18 protein-coding genes are annotated in these 15,970 nt (G+C 41.5%); 7 read left to right on the forward strand and 11 right to left on the reverse strand.

Going from position 1 to position 15,970, the window contains the following annotated elements; all coding sequences use genetic code 11:
* Nucleotides 1-90: 90 nt before the first annotated feature.
* The 3 genes from lpxM to znuA all read right to left on the reverse strand — a co-directional run bounded on the left by lpxM (nucleotide 91) and on the right by znuA (nucleotide 3,504).
* Nucleotides 91-1,065: a lauroyl-Kdo(2)-lipid IV(A) myristoyltransferase gene (gene lpxM / locus PSE72_RS02430; RefSeq protein WP_115167304.1), complete on the reverse strand. Its 975-nt coding sequence runs from the start codon at nucleotides 1,063-1,065 to the stop codon at nucleotides 91-93.
* A 118-nt stretch (nucleotides 1,066-1,183) separates the two neighbouring features.
* On the reverse strand, nucleotides 1,184-2,524 hold the full coding sequence (mepM, locus tag PSE72_RS02435; protein WP_004910692.1) for a murein DD-endopeptidase MepM: 1,341 nt from the start codon (nucleotides 2,522-2,524) through the stop codon (nucleotides 1,184-1,186).
* 20 nt (nucleotides 2,525-2,544) lie between these two features.
* Nucleotides 2,545-3,504 carry a zinc ABC transporter substrate-binding protein ZnuA gene (gene znuA / locus PSE72_RS02440; protein ID WP_004910690.1) on the reverse strand — a complete coding sequence of 320 codons (960 nt, stop codon included), beginning with the start codon at nucleotides 3,502-3,504 and terminating at the stop codon, nucleotides 2,545-2,547.
* A 76-nt stretch (nucleotides 3,505-3,580) separates the two neighbouring features.
* Here znuA and znuC point away from each other — a divergent pair, with 76 nt between their 5' ends.
* Together znuC and znuB are read left to right on the forward strand one after the other, a co-directional pair.
* Nucleotides 3,581-4,348 carry a zinc ABC transporter ATP-binding protein ZnuC gene (znuC, locus tag PSE72_RS02445; RefSeq protein ID WP_004910688.1) on the forward strand — a complete coding sequence of 256 codons (768 nt, stop codon included), beginning with the start codon at nucleotides 3,581-3,583 and terminating at the stop codon, nucleotides 4,346-4,348.
* Complete coding sequence (gene znuB, locus PSE72_RS02450; RefSeq protein ID WP_115167306.1) at nucleotides 4,341-5,126, forward strand: zinc ABC transporter permease subunit ZnuB; 786 nt, start codon at nucleotides 4,341-4,343, stop codon at nucleotides 5,124-5,126. The genes znuC and znuB overlap by 8 nt, the downstream gene beginning before the upstream one ends.
* 105 nt (nucleotides 5,127-5,231) lie before the next feature.
* On the opposite strand, the gene ruvB is transcribed toward znuB, so the two are convergent.
* The 6 genes from ruvB to aspS form a co-directional block, all read right to left on the reverse strand.
* A complete protein-coding gene (gene ruvB / locus PSE72_RS02455; protein ID WP_004255021.1) occupies nucleotides 5,232-6,242 on the reverse strand; it encodes a Holliday junction branch migration DNA helicase RuvB in 1,011 nt (336 codons plus the stop codon).
* Between the two features lie 16 nt (nucleotides 6,243-6,258).
* Nucleotides 6,259-6,876, reverse strand: a complete 618-nt coding sequence (gene ruvA, locus PSE72_RS02460; protein ID WP_004910685.1) for a Holliday junction branch migration protein RuvA — start codon at nucleotides 6,874-6,876, stop codon at nucleotides 6,259-6,261.
* A gap of 142 nt (nucleotides 6,877-7,018) precedes the next feature.
* Nucleotides 7,019-7,540, reverse strand: coding sequence for a crossover junction endodeoxyribonuclease RuvC (gene ruvC / locus PSE72_RS02465; RefSeq protein WP_004910683.1), 522 nt, complete (start codon nucleotides 7,538-7,540; stop codon nucleotides 7,019-7,021).
* Nucleotides 7,541-7,792: 252 nt separating this feature from the next.
* Nucleotides 7,793-8,536: a YebC/PmpR family DNA-binding transcriptional regulator gene (locus PSE72_RS02470; protein ID WP_004255032.1), complete on the reverse strand. Its 744-nt coding sequence runs from the start codon at nucleotides 8,534-8,536 to the stop codon at nucleotides 7,793-7,795.
* Nucleotides 8,537-8,566: 30 nt separating this feature from the next.
* Nucleotides 8,567-8,998: a dihydroneopterin triphosphate diphosphatase gene (gene nudB, locus PSE72_RS02475; protein ID WP_004910680.1), complete on the reverse strand. Its 432-nt coding sequence runs from the start codon at nucleotides 8,996-8,998 to the stop codon at nucleotides 8,567-8,569.
* Nucleotides 8,999-9,003: 5 nt separating this feature from the next.
* Nucleotides 9,004-10,773 carry an aspartate--tRNA ligase gene (aspS, locus tag PSE72_RS02480; RefSeq protein ID WP_123382002.1) on the reverse strand — a complete coding sequence of 590 codons (1,770 nt, stop codon included), beginning with the start codon at nucleotides 10,771-10,773 and terminating at the stop codon, nucleotides 9,004-9,006.
* Nucleotides 10,774-11,268: 495 nt separating this feature from the next.
* On the opposite strand from aspS, the gene PSE72_RS02485 reads away from it, so the two are divergent.
* The 5 genes from PSE72_RS02485 to cmoB all read left to right on the forward strand — a co-directional run bounded on the left by PSE72_RS02485 (nucleotide 11,269) and on the right by cmoB (nucleotide 14,508).
* The gene (locus PSE72_RS02485) at nucleotides 11,269-11,592 is read left to right on the forward strand and encodes a DUF4377 domain-containing protein (RefSeq protein WP_198641182.1); all 324 of its coding nucleotides are present in this window, start codon (nucleotides 11,269-11,271) and stop codon (nucleotides 11,590-11,592) included.
* A 108-nt stretch (nucleotides 11,593-11,700) separates the two neighbouring features.
* The gene (locus PSE72_RS02490) at nucleotides 11,701-12,105 is read left to right on the forward strand and encodes an NUDIX hydrolase (RefSeq protein ID WP_004910675.1); all 405 of its coding nucleotides are present in this window, start codon (nucleotides 11,701-11,703) and stop codon (nucleotides 12,103-12,105) included.
* A 149-nt stretch (nucleotides 12,106-12,254) separates the two neighbouring features.
* Entirely contained in the window at nucleotides 12,255-12,653 is a 399-nt protein-coding gene (locus tag PSE72_RS02495) for an MAPEG family protein (RefSeq protein WP_004255048.1), read from the forward strand.
* 131 nt (nucleotides 12,654-12,784) lie between these two features.
* On the forward strand, nucleotides 12,785-13,534 hold the full coding sequence (gene cmoA / locus PSE72_RS02500; protein ID WP_004910674.1) for a carboxy-S-adenosyl-L-methionine synthase CmoA: 750 nt from the start codon (nucleotides 12,785-12,787) through the stop codon (nucleotides 13,532-13,534).
* Between the two features lie 2 nt (nucleotides 13,535-13,536).
* The gene (gene cmoB / locus PSE72_RS02505) at nucleotides 13,537-14,508 is read left to right on the forward strand and encodes a tRNA 5-methoxyuridine(34)/uridine 5-oxyacetic acid(34) synthase CmoB (protein WP_115167308.1); all 972 of its coding nucleotides are present in this window, start codon (nucleotides 13,537-13,539) and stop codon (nucleotides 14,506-14,508) included.
* A gap of 61 nt (nucleotides 14,509-14,569) precedes the next feature.
* Here cmoB and PSE72_RS02510 read toward each other — a convergent pair whose 3' ends face one another.
* The gene (locus PSE72_RS02510) at nucleotides 14,570-15,346 is read right to left on the reverse strand and encodes a dimethyl sulfoxide reductase anchor subunit family protein (RefSeq protein WP_115167309.1); all 777 of its coding nucleotides are present in this window, start codon (nucleotides 15,344-15,346) and stop codon (nucleotides 14,570-14,572) included.
* A 1-nt stretch (nucleotide 15,347) separates the two neighbouring features.
* Entirely contained in the window at nucleotides 15,348-15,965 is a 618-nt protein-coding gene (locus PSE72_RS02515) for a DMSO/selenate family reductase complex B subunit (RefSeq protein WP_004910671.1), read from the reverse strand.
* Nucleotides 15,966-15,970 lie beyond the last annotated feature (5 nt).

Raw genomic sequence — 15,970 nt, forward strand, 5'->3', positions numbered from 1 at the left:
CCTCGTTCATTCTATAAATACACTCTTTTAAATAAAAAAAGCCATTACTTAAAAGTAATGGCTTAAAACATTATTCTGTAAAACTAAACACTAACGGTAGAGATCTTTTCGCTGATAAGGTTCTATCTCTCCCTCTTTTCGCGTTTTTAATAGCTTTAATATCCATGTGTATTGTTCTAAGTTTGGAGCAACCAGATATTCCAGCTCCTCATTCATTCTTCGTGCGATGTACTTATCGTCCTTTCCATCGATATCATCCATTGGCTCACGGATATAAATATGCAATTGGTGCGTTTTATGATCATAAACGGGAAATAGCGGTACAACTTTCGCCTTGCAAACTTTCATTAGCCTGCCGATAGCAGGTAATGTTGCCTTATATGTACCAAAAAAATCAACAAATTCACTATGCTCTTCACCATGATCTTGGTCAGGAAGATAAAAACCCCAATAACCTTGCCTAACAGAAGCGATAAAAGGCTTAATCCCCGCCTCTCTTGAGTGCAGACGCCCCCCAAAATGGTATCTCGCTTTATTCCATAAGTAATCGGCAACAGGGTTCTTTTGGTGATGAAACATTGCAGCCATTTGTTGGCCTTTTGCTGCTAATAACATGGCTGGCGCATCAACAGCCCAGCCATGAGGAACCATAAAAATAACATTACTTTGCTGCTGTTTTAAGCGCTCTATAATTTCTTGATTATGCCAATGTGTCCTCGCTAGCGTTTTACTCGCACCACGAAGACATAACTCTGCCAACATGACAAAAGACTGTGGTGCGGTTTCAAACATGCGATCAACTAACTCTTCTCGTTGATGTTCGGTCAATTCCGGAAAACAATAAAGTAAGTTAATTTTGGCACGACGACGGCCACTTTTAGCAAGCCGCCCAACCCATTTTCCTATTTTAGCAAGTAAAGGGTCACGGATCTTAACAGGAATGAAAGCCAATCCCGCTAAAACACCAGCCCCTAGCCACACCCCCCAATATTTAGGTAATAGGTAAGAACGGTGAAAAGTTGGCACATAGCCTTTTTTACTATCAGTGTCTTGATCTTTATTCATGCTGTACTCAAGTGAATAATAGCCATCTTTCTATAGCTTATAATAATAGTTTACGGGAGCATTACAAAGAAAACTGGCAGATACAAGTACCTGCCAGTGATAAAAATAGAAACTTAAATTACTGTAGCTTGAGTTGTGGTTTCGTTTCTTTCACAAGCGCTAAATATTCTTTACGCTCTTTTCCTGTTAAACCACCAGAACTCGGTAATTTTGCGGTGAGTGGATTTACCGCTTGTTGATTTACCCACATTTCAAAATGTAGATGAGGACCAGTCGAACGCCCTGTATTGCCTGATAACGCAATACGATCACCTCGCTTAACTTTCTGGCCTGGCTTAACTAATAATTGACGTAAGTGCATATAACGAGTTGTATATTGGCGGCCATGACGGATTGCAATAAAGTTACCTGCAGCGCCGCTGTATTTTGAAACAATCACTTCGCCATCGCCAACAGCAAGTACTGGTGTGCCAACAGGCATTGCGAAATCCACACCTTTATGCGGTGCTACGCGCCCAGTAACTGGGTTAACTCGCCGAGGGTTGAATTGTGAAGAGACTCTAAACTGCTTAGCAGTTGGAAAACGTAAGAAACCACGTTCTAAACCATTCCCTTCACTGTCATAATAGCGTCCATCTTCAGCGCGAAAAGCATAATAGCTTTTTCCATTCGTTTGTAGGCGAACACCAATAAGTTGGCTCTGTTCACTGCGACCATTAAGCATTTCCCTGCTCATTAATACACTGAACTTATCGCCTTTTTTCAATTTTTTGAAATCAACCTGCCATTGTAAAGCTTTAATTACCTCACGGCCTTCATTACGCGTTAAGCCCGCTTTATTTGTACTTTGCGCAAATGTGCCGTCAACCGTACCGTTTAAAACACTGTTAGTCCATTCACCTTCGCGAATCTGCTTAGCTTCTTCAAATTTGTTTGTCGTCCCAACACGGGTAAATACACGGGTCTCACGGCGAGAAACTTCCCATGTTAATGACTCTAACTCACCCTGATCAGTTAACGACCAATTTAATGACTGGCCTATCTTCAGATTTCTCAGTGATTTATGTTGGTTAGATAGTGTTGCAACGTCACCAGCTTCAATACCGAATTGAGTTAAAATAGTCGTTAAGTTATCACCACTTGCAACAACATATTCATGGACGAGAGGCGCAGCCACTCCTCCCGTCTCTACGGCTTCTGCTTCAGTATCAGCGAGGCCTTCATCTGGTAGCTGTTCACTACTGTCTTGAATTATATCGTCGGTAGCATCACTTGCAGGTAATAATGAAAGCGGAATGATGGTATCCGGTGTACCATCATATTCAGCTGTTGTTGGTACATGAACTGGCCGCCAAATTGCGACGGCCATAGTCGCTACAGTGAGCGTACTTAATACAATTTTGTGTGTTCTAGACAGGCTACCGTATACCTGAGCCAGACTTTTGGCCATTTGCTGCACTTAAACAATTCCTTCTATTTTTAATCCAGGCAGCTGGCGTATTGCTCTGATAATTGAGTCAAAAACTGCATGTAGCTATCCGGCCCTATTGCCAGCCCAATTCCTAGTGGGTCGAGAGTTCCCATTTTCACCCCCGTATTACGTGCTACACTTTCAATCACAGCAGGCCTGAATTGAGGCTCAGCAAAAACACATTGCGCTTTATGCTCAACCAATTGTGTTCGTATTTGATGTAATTTCTGCGCGCCAGGTTGTATTTCTGGGTTTATCGTAAAGTGCCCCAATGGAGCTAATTGATAGTGTTTTTCAAAGTAGCCATAAGCGTCGTGAAAAACAAAATAACCCTTGTTTTTAGCTGGCTGCAAAATACTAGCAATTTTCTGATCATTTTGCGTCATATTTTCTTTGAATTTACGAAGGTTTACGTCTAGCTTATCTTTTTGTTCAGGATAAAGCTCTACTAAACGCTCATAAATGTCTTGCGCAGCAAAATTTGCAATTTCTGGAGACAACCAGATGTGCATATTATACTCACCGTGGTGATGATGTTCGTGATCCTTGTCATGATTAGCTTCATCTCCATGTTCATGGTCGTGTTCATCTTCATGGGACTCTGCCATAAGAAGTGGCTTAATATTTTTCTGTTCAGCCAGTGCTAGGCGTTTATTCTGTGGTAATGTATTGATTGGCTTCTGTAAAAACATCTCCATATCAGGACCAACCCATACGAATAAATCAGCCTGTTTAATTTTTTTCAAATCAGAAGGTTTAAGTGCATAATCATGGGGCGAAGCACCGTCTGGTAATAAAACTTGTGTCTCAGTGACACCATCTGCAATTCCCGCGGCAATAAAGGCCAGTGGGCGTATTGAGGCCACAACATCAGCATTCGCAGCTGATACCATTGTTGCACTTAATACGGAGCTCGCCACTGCTCCAAAAAGAAATTTGCAGGCAATGTTTTTCGATTTATGTATCATAGCAGTCTTTTTCCGTGATTTTGATTTTGAAATGTTATAATATAACACAACATGAATTCTGCAAGATGTTTTTCACATGCAACCATTACTGACTTTAAATAAGATTTCTGTTTCATTTGGCGAAAAACAGGTTCTCAATGATGTTACCTTTGAACTGAATAAAGGTGATATCGTAACCCTTTTAGGCCCGAATGGAGCTGGAAAATCAACAATTGTACGTGTTGTACTCGGGCTACTTGCCCCTACATCAGGTACTATTACGCGTCCTTCTTCTCTCGCTATTGGCTATGTTCCACAAAAACTTCATTTGGATACGACGCTACCCCTTACTGTTAAACGTTTTATGTTATTAAAACTTGGTGTTCGTAAAGAGCATTTATTGCCTGCACTCGAAAGAGTCAAAGCAACGCATTTACTCGAACAACCGATGCAAAAGTTATCAGGCGGTGAAACACAACGTGTTTTACTGGCTCGTGCCCTACTCAATAAACCGGATCTCCTCGTACTTGATGAGCCAGCTCAAGGTGTTGATATCACAGGTCAAGTTGCACTATATGACTTAATCAACCAATTAAGAACTGAGCTTAACTGCGCTGTATTAATGGTTTCCCATGACTTGCATCTCGTGATGGCAAAAACAGATAAAGTACTTTGCATTAACGGCCATATTTGCTGTTCTGGGGCGCCCGATGTTGTTTCAAACCATCCAGAATTTGTCGCTATGTTTGGTTATCGCGGTGCTCAACAACTTGGTGTATACCGCCATCAGCATAATCATCAACATGATTTAGAAGGCAATATTATTGTTGGTCACCAACACAGCAAGGACTGCAAACATGATTGAGTTACTATTACCTGGCTGGATAGCAGGCATGCTACTTGCCATTGCGGCAGGTCCTCTAGGCTCTTTTGTTGTGTGGCGCCGAATGTCCTATTTTGGCGATACGCTAGCTCATGCTTCATTGTTAGGGGTCGCATTTGGGCTTCTATTAAATATCAACCCATTCTATGCCGTTATTGCTGTAACTTTACTATTAGCCTTAATTTTAGTTTGGCTAGAAAAACGCCCACAACTTGCCGTTGATACTTTACTGGGTATTATGGCACACAGTTCACTGTCTTTAGGTTTAGTCGTTGTTAGCTTAATGGCTAATGTCCGAGTTGACCTAATGGCTTACTTATTTGGTGACTTACTCTCAGTAAGCTATGAAGATATTATAACGATTTTTATTGGCGTTATTGTCGTTTGTGGGTTGCTTTTTTATCGTTGGCGGGCACTTTTGTCCATAACGGTTAGCCCTGAGCTTGCTTTTGTTGATGGCATTAATATTCAAAGACTGCGTTTATTACTGATGTTAGTTACCGCATTAACAATTGGTATCGCTATGAAATTTGTTGGGGCGTTAATTATTACGTCTTTATTGATTATTCCTGCGGCAACGGCTCGGCGTTTTGCTCGAACACCTGAGCAAATGGCCTTCATCGCTGTCTTAATTGGTATGATTGCTGTAACCGGGGGACTAACTCTCTCTGCTTTCTACGATACCCCTGCTGGGCCTTCAGTCGTGTTGGTATCGGCTATTCTATTTGTACTAAGCTTAGCAATAAAAGCGAAAAATTAATTTAAGCTTTAAGCTACATAATTCCAGTCATTACATACTATTTTTAATGCAAATGGCCCCAACATTGAAAACAATGTTGGGGCCATATTTATTCATTTAATATAATTAAATTTCTTTAGGCGTTAAACCAAAGTGGTTATACGCATGAACCGTCGCCATTCGACCTCTAGGGGTACGCTGAATAAAACCTTGCTGGATAAGATAAGGCTCTAAAACATCCTCTATGGTTTCACGCTCCTCCCCAATGGCTGCTGCGAGGTTATCAACACCAACAGGACCACCCATAAATTTATCAATGATAGCAACTAGAAGCTTTCTATCTAAATAATCAAAACCTGCAGCATCGACATTTAACATGTCCAAAGCTTGGTTAGCAATTAGCCCATCAATCGAACCATCACCTTTCACTTGAGCAAAATCCCGCACACGACGTAACAAACGGTTAGTGATACGTGGAGTTCCCCTTGAACGCATCGCAACTTGTAGCGCACCTTCTTCGGTGATATCTAACCCCATATATTGGGCACTACGCTTGACAATATGTTGTAAATCATCAACTTGATAAAATTCTAGCCGTTGCACAATACCAAAGCGATCACGTAATGGTGATGTGAGCGACCCTGCCCGAGTCGTTGCACCAATTAATGTGAAAGGCGGAAGATCAATTTTAATCGAGCGCGCTGCAGGCCCTTCACCTATCATGATATCGAGTTGGTAATCTTCCATTGCGGGATAAAGTATTTCCTCAACAACTGGGGATAATCGATGGATTTCATCAATAAATAGGACATCATGGGGCTCTAAATTAGTTAGCATGGCAGCTAAATCGCCTGCTTTTTCTAATACGGGCCCTGAAGTTGTACGCAGATTAACACCGAGTTCATTTGCAACAATCCCTGCTAGAGTTGTTTTTCCTAACCCTGGAGGGCCAAAGATGAGCAGATGGTCAAGCGCATCGCCTCGCATTTTCGCTGCTTGAATAAATATTTCCATTTGATCTTTAACCTGAGGCTGACCAATATACTCATTCAATAGCTTTGGCCTGATCGCACGGTCAATAGCTTCTTCATCTGACTGTAATACTTCAGCAGTTATTAGGCGATCAGCTTCAATCATATTAAAATTCTCTCAATCAAAGTGCGGCACGAAGGGCATCACGGATCAATGTTTCAGAATCGCTATCCGGTTTTGCAACTTTACTCACCATTCGACTTGCTTCTTGTGGTTTATACCCTAAAGCAATCAATGCGGCGGCAGCTTCTGCTTCGATATCCGCCATATTGGGAACTTTACTGTTTACATTTGGCAGATTAATGTCGCTATTTGGATTAAATAAATCCCCATTGAGGCCTTTGAAGCGGTCTTTCATTTCGACCACTAAACGTTCTGCGGTTTTCTTACCAATTCCAGGTAATTTAACCAGTGATGCAATAGCTTCTTGTTCGATAGCGGAAACAAATTGTTGAGCAGACATACCGGATAAAATCGCGAGGGCTAATTTGGGGCCAACACCATTTACTTTGATCAGCTCTTTAAATAATGCCCTTTCTTGCTTATCGTTAAAACCATAGAGCAACTGGGCATCTTCACGAACAACAAAGTGAGTAAAAACAATAGCTTCCTGACCAATATCGGGCAGTTCATAGAAACAAGTCATTGGCATATGGACTTCATAACCGACACCTTGTAGTTCTAATAATACGATTGGAGGTTGCTTTTCTAAAACAATACCACGTAAACGACCTATCACATTGAAGCCCTCTATTACTAACTAAACCTTGAGCAGGTTGGTTTATTATCATTAATACTGTTGTTTATACCACAAAAAATGCTGGATGCATATCCAGCTACACGCTATTTATTAATAAGCAATTCTGTTTAAGATAAACTCGCTATCTTAAACGTCCACGAGTTAAAACTAACCGTGGGTCGCCAACTTTTAAAAGATTTTGATTGAAATGGCAATGTGTAATCGCAATTGCCAAAGCATCTGCTGCGTCAGACTGTGGGCTCGCTGACAATTTTAGAATTGATTTAACCATATGCTGTACTTGGCTTTTTTCTGCGGCTCCCGTACCTACAACTGTTTGTTTGACCTGACGAGCTGCATATTCAAATACGGGTATATTCATGTTTGCAGCAGCAACAATGGCCACGCCTCTCGCTTGCCCAAGTTTTAATGCGGAGTCCGCATTCTTCGCCATAAAAACTTGTTCAATGGATAGTACATCCGGTTGATATTGTGTGATAATTTCCGAGACACCCGCGTAAATTCGTTGCAGACGACTTGGTAAATCATCAACTTGTGTACGGATACACCCACTACCTAAATACAGTAGTTGCCGGCCTTGCTGGCGAATAACACCGTATCCCGTAACACGAGAACCGGGGTCAATACCTAAAATAATCGCCATATAAATTTACTTATACCTCTTTATATTAATCATGTTGTTCTAATAAGCTTCATAATACTATCAATTTCAACTAAATAGCTATTTGAATAGCTGATAAAAACTAAAAGCGAGTTAGCTCGTTGATATAGAAGAAAGTATAGCGGATAAGGGAAAGGAAAGAGTAGAAGGCGTTAGAGAAAACAGGCTGCGCCAGCCCGCTTTCTCTACGCGGATTATGCTAAATGACTATGCCGCCATTTAGTGCCTCACAAATTACAGTGTGGCAGCGACTTCGTCAGAAATATCACCATTGTGGTAAACTTCCTGTACATCGTCTGAATCTTCTAACATATCAATAAGACGTAACAATTTAGGCGCCGTTTCAGCATCCAGCTCTGCTTTGGTCGACGGGATCATTGATACTTCTGCAGCTTCACTGGTAAAACCCGCAGCATCTAATGCGTCTTTCACTTCACCAAAAGTTTCTGGCGTTGTGTAAACATCGATTGCACCATCATCATAAGTTTCAACATCATCAGCACCCGCTTCTAATGCCGCTTCCATTATGGCATCTTCATCAACGCCCGGTGCATAAGTGATCACGCCGCGTTTAGTAAATAAGTAAGAAACGGAGCCGTCTGTACCCAAGTTACCACCTGTTTTAGTGAATGCATGGCGCACTTCTGAAACAGTACGGTTACGGTTATCACTTAAGCATTCAACCATAACTGCTGTCCCGCCCGGGCCATAACCTTCATAAATGATGGTTTCCATATTATCGTTATCATCATTACCAACACCACGTGCGATAGCACGGTTTAAGGTGTCACGAGTCATGTTGTTCGATAATGCTTTATCCACCGCTGCACGTAAACGTGGGTTTGTTGCGGGATCACCACCACCTAAGCGGGCTGCTGTGACTAATTCACGGATAATTTTAGTGAAAATTTTACCGCGCTTAGCATCTTGTGCCGCTTTACGGTGTTTGGTGTTGGCCCATTTACTATGACCTGCCATGAAATATCTCCAAAAAACGTCAATAAATAATTAAACAGCAAATTCTAAAATAGCCTGACTATTGCTCCAGGATTTCGTTAAGCTCGCCGCTTCATCAGGGGCTAGCCAACGATATTCGCTGTGTTCCGTCAGTAATGGCATTTTTTCTTCACTTTGCACCATTTTAAACCAATGTTCTTTGCAATGCGTAACATCAGGTGCATAACGATGCCTGAAATGTGGGAAAATTTCAAAGATGATACTGTGCGACAAATCTTGCAGCTGGTTTTGTTCAACCTCAAAACCCGTTTCTTCTTTAATTTCACGACACGCCGTTTCATACGGCGTTTCATCAGGCTCCAAACTTCCGGTCACTGATTGCCAGAAGTCTGGGTCGTCTTTACGTCGTAACATAAGCACCCGTCCACTACTTTGAGCCACAATAATGACTAATATCGATTCCGGGCGCTTATATTTTTTCATTGAACTTACTCTTCGTCTTTCGCAACCACGGCGATAGCGAGCTCCGTCAATGCATCAGGATTCGCATGGCTTGGAGCATTCGTCATTAAACATGCTGCCGCTGTTGTTTTCGGGAAAGCAATAACATCACGAATATTATCGGTTCCTGTTAACAGCATCACTAAACGGTCAAGACCAAAGGCTAATCCTGCGTGTGGTGGCGTGCCATATTTCAATGCATCTAATAAGAAGCCAAATTTTTCGCGTTGGTCTTCTTCATTAATGCCTAAAATACTAAATACCGTTTGTTGCATTTCATTGCGGTGAATACGTACTGAACCACCGCCAACTTCGTAACCATTGATGACCATATCATACGCATTAGCAACGGCTTCTTCGGGTTTACTGGCCAATTCTTCAGGTGAGAAATCTTTAGGAGAAGTAAATGGATGGTGCATCGCAGTTAACCCGCCCTCACCATTATCTTCAAACATTGGGAAATCAATCACCCACAGTGGCTGCCAGCTATTTAAATCGGTTAATTCAAAGTCACGACCGACTTTCAAACGTAGCGCGCCCATTGAATCGGTTACGACATTTTTTGCACCCGCACCGAATAACAAGATATCGCCATCAACTGCGCCTGTGCGGTCTAGTAACTGGTTAATCACATCTTCATTCAAGAATTTTGCGACTGGGCTTTGAATACCTTCAAGGCCTTGAGCTCGTTCGTTAACTTTCATCCAAGCCAAGCCTTTCGCACCATAAATACCGACAAATTGACCATATTCGTCGATTTGCTTACGCGTCATAGCAGCGCCACCTGGGACTTTCAGAGCCGCAACACGGCCTTTCGGGTCGTTTGCTGGACCTGAGAACACCGCAAATTCAACACCTTTTACGATATCCGCGACGTCCACTAACTCCATTGGGTTACGTAGGTCTGGTTTATCTGAGCCATAACGACGCATAGCTTCTGCAAAGGTCATGATTGGGAAGTTACCTAAATCAACCCCTTTTACCTCTAACCATAAATTACGGATCATACGTTCCATAATTTCACGCACTTGCTCTGCGGTCATAAACGAGGTTTCAACATCGATTTGGGTAAATTCAGGTTGACGATCTGCTCGTAAGTCTTCATCACGGAAGCATTTTACGATTTGGTAATAACGGTCAATACCAGACATCATCAGCAATTGTTTAAACAACTGAGGTGATTGCGGTAATGCATAAAATTTACCTTTATGAACACGGCTTGGTACTAAATAGTCACGAGCACCTTCTGGTGTTGCTTTGGTTAACATTGGTGTCTCAACGTCCAAGAACCCTTCGTTATCCATAAAATTACGAACAAAGCTGGTGATTTTGGCGCGCGTGCGCAGACGCTCAGACATCTCTGGGCGGCGTAAATCTAAATAACGATATTTTAAACGACGCTCTTCTGTATTCGTTTGGTTGCTATCTAATGGCAACGGCTCTGACTTATTAAAAACATTCAGTTCTTCAGCAAATACTTCAATCTCGCCCGTTGCCATGTCTTTATTTTTTTGGCTATCTGGACGTGCGCGTACTGTCCCTGTGATTTGGATACAGAACTCATTACGCAGCTCTGACGCTTTTTCAAATATGTCTTTACGATCGGGATCGAAGAAAACTTGCACGATACCTTCACGGTCACGCATATCGATAAAAATCAAACCACCTAGATCGCGACGGCGGTTTACCCATCCACTAAGAGTGACCTTTTGGCCTTCGTGAGCGATGTTTAACTGCCCACAATAATTAGTACGCATACAATATCCTTTTACTCAGCTTGTTGTGCATTTGCTTGCTGCGGAAATTTGGCATTTTGCTGAACATTGAGCTGAAAATTCAGAATGTCAAAAAGGCAGACATTATACAGGAAATTCTGTTAGACAAATAGTTACGTATTCTACATAACACGTAAACCATTTTGTTTTTAATCATATTTTCATCAATTATTGTTGTGGCTAATCAACAATAACAAGATTGAATGGCGAGATAGACGCCTATCATGATGATCCTATCGATTTTAAGGGACTATCCGCACCATGTACATATTGCAGCAGAGGTTTATTTTGTTAGTTCGATGTCTTTTTGAGCAAAGTAACATCACTTAATGTTTTCCAATTCAACTATTGATTAATAAATACTTCTTTAATCATTAATCTTTCTATTTCAGAATCGTTACCTTTTTCAGTTTGCTATAATCACAACAGACAGATATAACGCTGAATTAATCACCATCTGCAGTTTAAGGATTGCCCATGAAAAAATTGTTACTTGCCACTTCCATGTTTGTACTACTCGCTGGATGCCAAAACATGAAACCCGCAGAGACTGATAATACAAAAACTTTTTACATCGATTCTTCACTTGCTGATTGTATGGGAGTTGTCCCAATGAAGTGCATGAAAGTGAAAGAAAACCCAAGTGATGACTGGCAACTTTTTTATAGTTCAATTCAAGGCTTCGAGTACCAACCAGGCTTCTCTTATACCTTGCAAGTTAAGCAATTTGATGTACCAAACCCACCTGCTGATGCACCAAGTATTCGTTATGAATTGGTAAAAATCGTTGAGAAAAAATAATTTTTAAACAATATAATTTAAGTCATTAAGTAATTTTATCATTTTACTTAATGACTCACTTACAGCAATAATTCTCTTATCATCGTTAAATAACAGAGTGGCCATATTATGAGTGCTAAAATCATTGATAAGCTTGGGTTAATCACCTTATCAGATCACAAAATTGCGATGGTACGTTCCCATAATAAAAGTTTGTTTTACATCCCCGGCGGAAAACGCGAACAAGGCGAGACTGATGAACAAGCGCTCTGCCGTGAGATTAGCGAAGAATTAAAACTTGAGCTAGATGCCGCTTCTATCCGGTTTTATGGTGAGTTTATTGGCCCTGCTGATGGAAAAACAGATGGAACGCAAGTCCGTATTCGTTGCTACTTTGCAGACTATCAAGGCGAGCCACACCCTGCTGCTGAGATTGCTGAGCTAGATTGGTTCAGCATTGACGATTTACCGCGCTGCTCAACCACGGCGGTGACTATTTTAACTCGCTTAAAGAAAGAAGGTTTGATCAACTAGAGCATGAGGACTACCCAAAAAAGTTGTGATTTCATTTGTCTAACGGCTTTTTAGGATTTACAATTCACAAAATATTGTTAATACCCATTACTATAACTTATATTTTTAGGTGTTTTCATAGTTTGATTCGTTTTATGGTGGAGTAAAAAATGGTCAGCTCTTTGTACGCTGTACTGGGTGCCTTACTGCTGCTTAGATTATCCTTAAATGTTGTGAAGCTGCGTAATCAATACCGTATAGCTTATGGTGATGGCGGTTTTTATGAGTTGCAAACCGCAATCCGCGTTCATGGTAATGCCATCGAATACATTCCCATCTCATTAATTTTATTGCTTTTAATGGAAATGAATGGCGCACAAGTGTGGATGATTCATATTTGTGGCCTGATCTTAATTGCCGGTCGAATACTGCACTCTTATGGTTTGAAAAATCACGATTACTCATATCGCCGTTCAGGCATGGTAGCAACTTACCTTGCAATGGCACTGATGGTTATCGCCAATACTTATTACCTACCTTGGCTGCAAATCGTTTCATTTAATCTTTAGTTTTTACTCTCTGTAACGGCACAAGTTATTAATGTGCCGCTCATTATTTCATTGCTTATGGATTGATTTTCAGTAGACAGCCTTTCTGATACAATCCTTTACTACTTTTGTTTTTGCTTAATACAGAACTTATGTCAAACTCAGATCCAACCTCAAAAGATCGCCTTTTCTCTGCGCCTATCGCTAACCTTGGTGACTGGCAATTCGATGAAAAAGTTGCTGAAGTATTCCCTGATATGATCCAACGCTCCGTGCCAGGGTACTCTAATATTATTACGATGATTGGCATGCTTGCGGGTCGTTTTGTCAAACCCCACAGCCATGTTTACGATTTAGGCTGCTCTTTAGGTGCAGCAACCTTATCAATAAGGCGTAATATTACAGTAGAAAAAAGCAAAATTATTGCTGTTGATAACTCTCCGGCTATGGTTGAACGTTGCCGCCGCCATATTGATGCCTATCGAGCGGATACACCGGTTGACGTTATAGAAGGTGATATTCGTGATGTAAATATCGAAAATGCTTCCATGGTTGTGCTCAATTTTACTTTACAGTTTCTCAACCCAGAAGATCGCCAATTATTACTCAGTAAAATATATCAAGGGCTACAACCCGGCGGTATTTTAGTCCTTTCCGAGAAGTTTAACTTCGAAGACAAAGAAATCGGTGAGTTATTATTCAATATGCACCACGATTTCAAGCGGGCAAATGGCTATAGCGAATTAGAAATCAGCCAAAAACGTAGCATGCTAGAAAATGTGATGCTCACAGATTCTGTTGATGCACATAAAGCGCGTTTAAAAAATGCCGGTTTTACTCACTGTGAAGTTTGGTTCCAGTGCTTTAATTTTGGTTCACTGTTAGCCATCAAAGAGGTCTAGGCATGATTGATTTTGGTCGTTTTTACCAACAAATTGCCGTTGGCCCGCTAAGTCATTGGCTTGAAACGCTTCCAGCACAACTTTCAGAATGGAAAAAACAAGGGTTACACGGTGGTTTTTCTTCATGGGAAAAAATGCTAGATAACCTGCCAATCATGGTTCCTACTGATTTGGATTTACAGCATAGCGTGACAGCGACACGGGAACCCGAGCTCACTGCAGGCGAGACTCGCCGCCTAAATAATATTCTTCAACAATTAATGCCATGGCGCAAAGGCCCATTTTCTCTCTATGGTGTCAATATTGATACGGAATGGCGCTCCGATTGGAAATGGGATCGCGTATTACCCCATATTTCATCACTAAAAGACCGTTATGTCTTAGATGTCGGTTGCGGCAGCGGTTATCATATGTGGCGTATGTTAGGACAAGATGCCAAATTTGTCGTTGGGATTGACCCAACGGAATTATTTCTATGCCAATTTGAAGCAGTAAGAAAGCTATTAGGCGATGATCAACGCGCTCACTTGTTGCCTTTAGGTATTGAACAACTGCCTGAGTTGAAAGCATTTGATACTGTGTTCTCAATGGGTGTACTTTACCACCGCCGTTCACCACTCGACCATTTGTGGCAACTTAAGAATCAATTAGTCAGCGAAGGAGAATTGGTTTTAGAGAGCCTGGTTATTGAGGGGGATGAGTTTCAGTGTTTAATCCCCGGTGAGCGCTATGCCCAAATGCGTAATGTCTATTTTATACCTTCCGCTAAAATGCTCAAAGTTTGGCTAGAGAAATGTGGTTTTGTCGATGTCCGAATTGTTGACCAAGAAGTAACCTCTTTGGAAGAGCAACGCCGCACACAATGGATGAAAACAGATTCACTGGCTGAATTTTTAGACCCCAATGATAAAACTAAAACTATCGAAGGTTACCCCGCACCACTACGTGCAATTTTAGTTGCCCGTAAGCCATAAAGATAAAATGCCTATGGCAATCAAGTCATAGGCATTTATTGTCATAGTGGTTAAGAAGCGATTACATTGTTATTTGCCATAGATTATAGAAGGCAATTCGGCCAGATAACTCTGCTAAAATAACCGCTAGCGCACATAGGCTTAATAGTACGGATGAATTTCTTCCGCGATATAACAGCGCCGGGTAAACAAATAACATCACCGCTAAGACGACTAACTGGAAGCTCCAAAAACCAGCTTGCTCGGCACTAATCTCTGGCCCTGTCTCGCCTAAAAATGACACATAAGCCGCGCGAGTAGCAAAAATAATAATTGAACCAATCAAAAATACCATCGCCCCTAACCGCTGAGCGCCAAATAGGATAGCTAACGCGCCACCAGCGACTAATAGTGTCATCCACATTTGTAATGTCGTGAAAACAGTAAACCAATTGGCTACTGTGGCAATATTATAAACTTGAGGAATTGACCATACGAATGTCAAACCAAAAATAACCGTGGCAATATTACACAGTTCACTTAGCGCTTTATTTTTAATCAATAAGGTGAATAATAAAGTTGCGGCCCCAAAAGCGACAAAAATACCACTGAGTAAAGCTTCATTACTCATTGGTGAGCGGCCTACGCCTAAAAGCATATTAAAGAAGCGTAGAGGCTGCCCAACGTGTAATCCTCCAATGACTAGCGCAATGATCATGATGACAAATGCCGCTATATTGGCATGACGTAATTGGTTTTCGCCCAACATCCCCAGTTTTCGGCTCGCATACGCCAATAAATATAAACCTGCTGCCGACTGCCCCAATACGGTGAAAAAAACGAGTGGAAGTTCGTGCATGTTATACCTCTGCTGGGTTTTGTAATTTCCCGCTTTTGTCACCACAAGGTTTAGCATCTTTATGCGGCTTAATGACAATATTAGGATTAGTAAGAGAAGGGTTTGGCATGGGGGCTACCCCACTAATATTGCCATGTCGCTCGCGAAGGATGTTGATATCATCAAAGTCCAATGCGCGTTGTGGGCAAGATTCAACACAAACAGGCTTCATCCCTTTTTCGACGCGTTCATAGCATCCATCGCATTTACTCATCAATTTTTTCTTTTCATCATACTGTGGTGCGCCGTATGGGCAACGTAACTCGCAGTAGCGACATCCAACACAAATTGTTTGGTCGACCACCACTAGTCCGTCTTGCTCACGTTTGTGCATAGCGCCAGTTGGACATCCTGCAACACAGGTTGGGTTAGAACAATGATTACAGGATATTGATAGATAGTAGCTATAAACATTCTGTTGCCATATCCCCTCTTGTTGCTGCCATGTTCCACCACCAAACTCGTATACCCGACGAAATTTAGGCCCTAAATCAAGGTCTTTTTCATCCTTACAACTCACCTGACACGTTTTACACCCAGTGCATTTTGTTGAGTCAAAATAAAAACCATACTGTTTCATTCATC

It is taken from the genome of Providencia sp. PROV116 (genome assembly GCF_028482485.1).
Lineage (GTDB): Bacteria > Pseudomonadota > Gammaproteobacteria > Enterobacterales > Enterobacteriaceae > Providencia > Providencia rettgeri.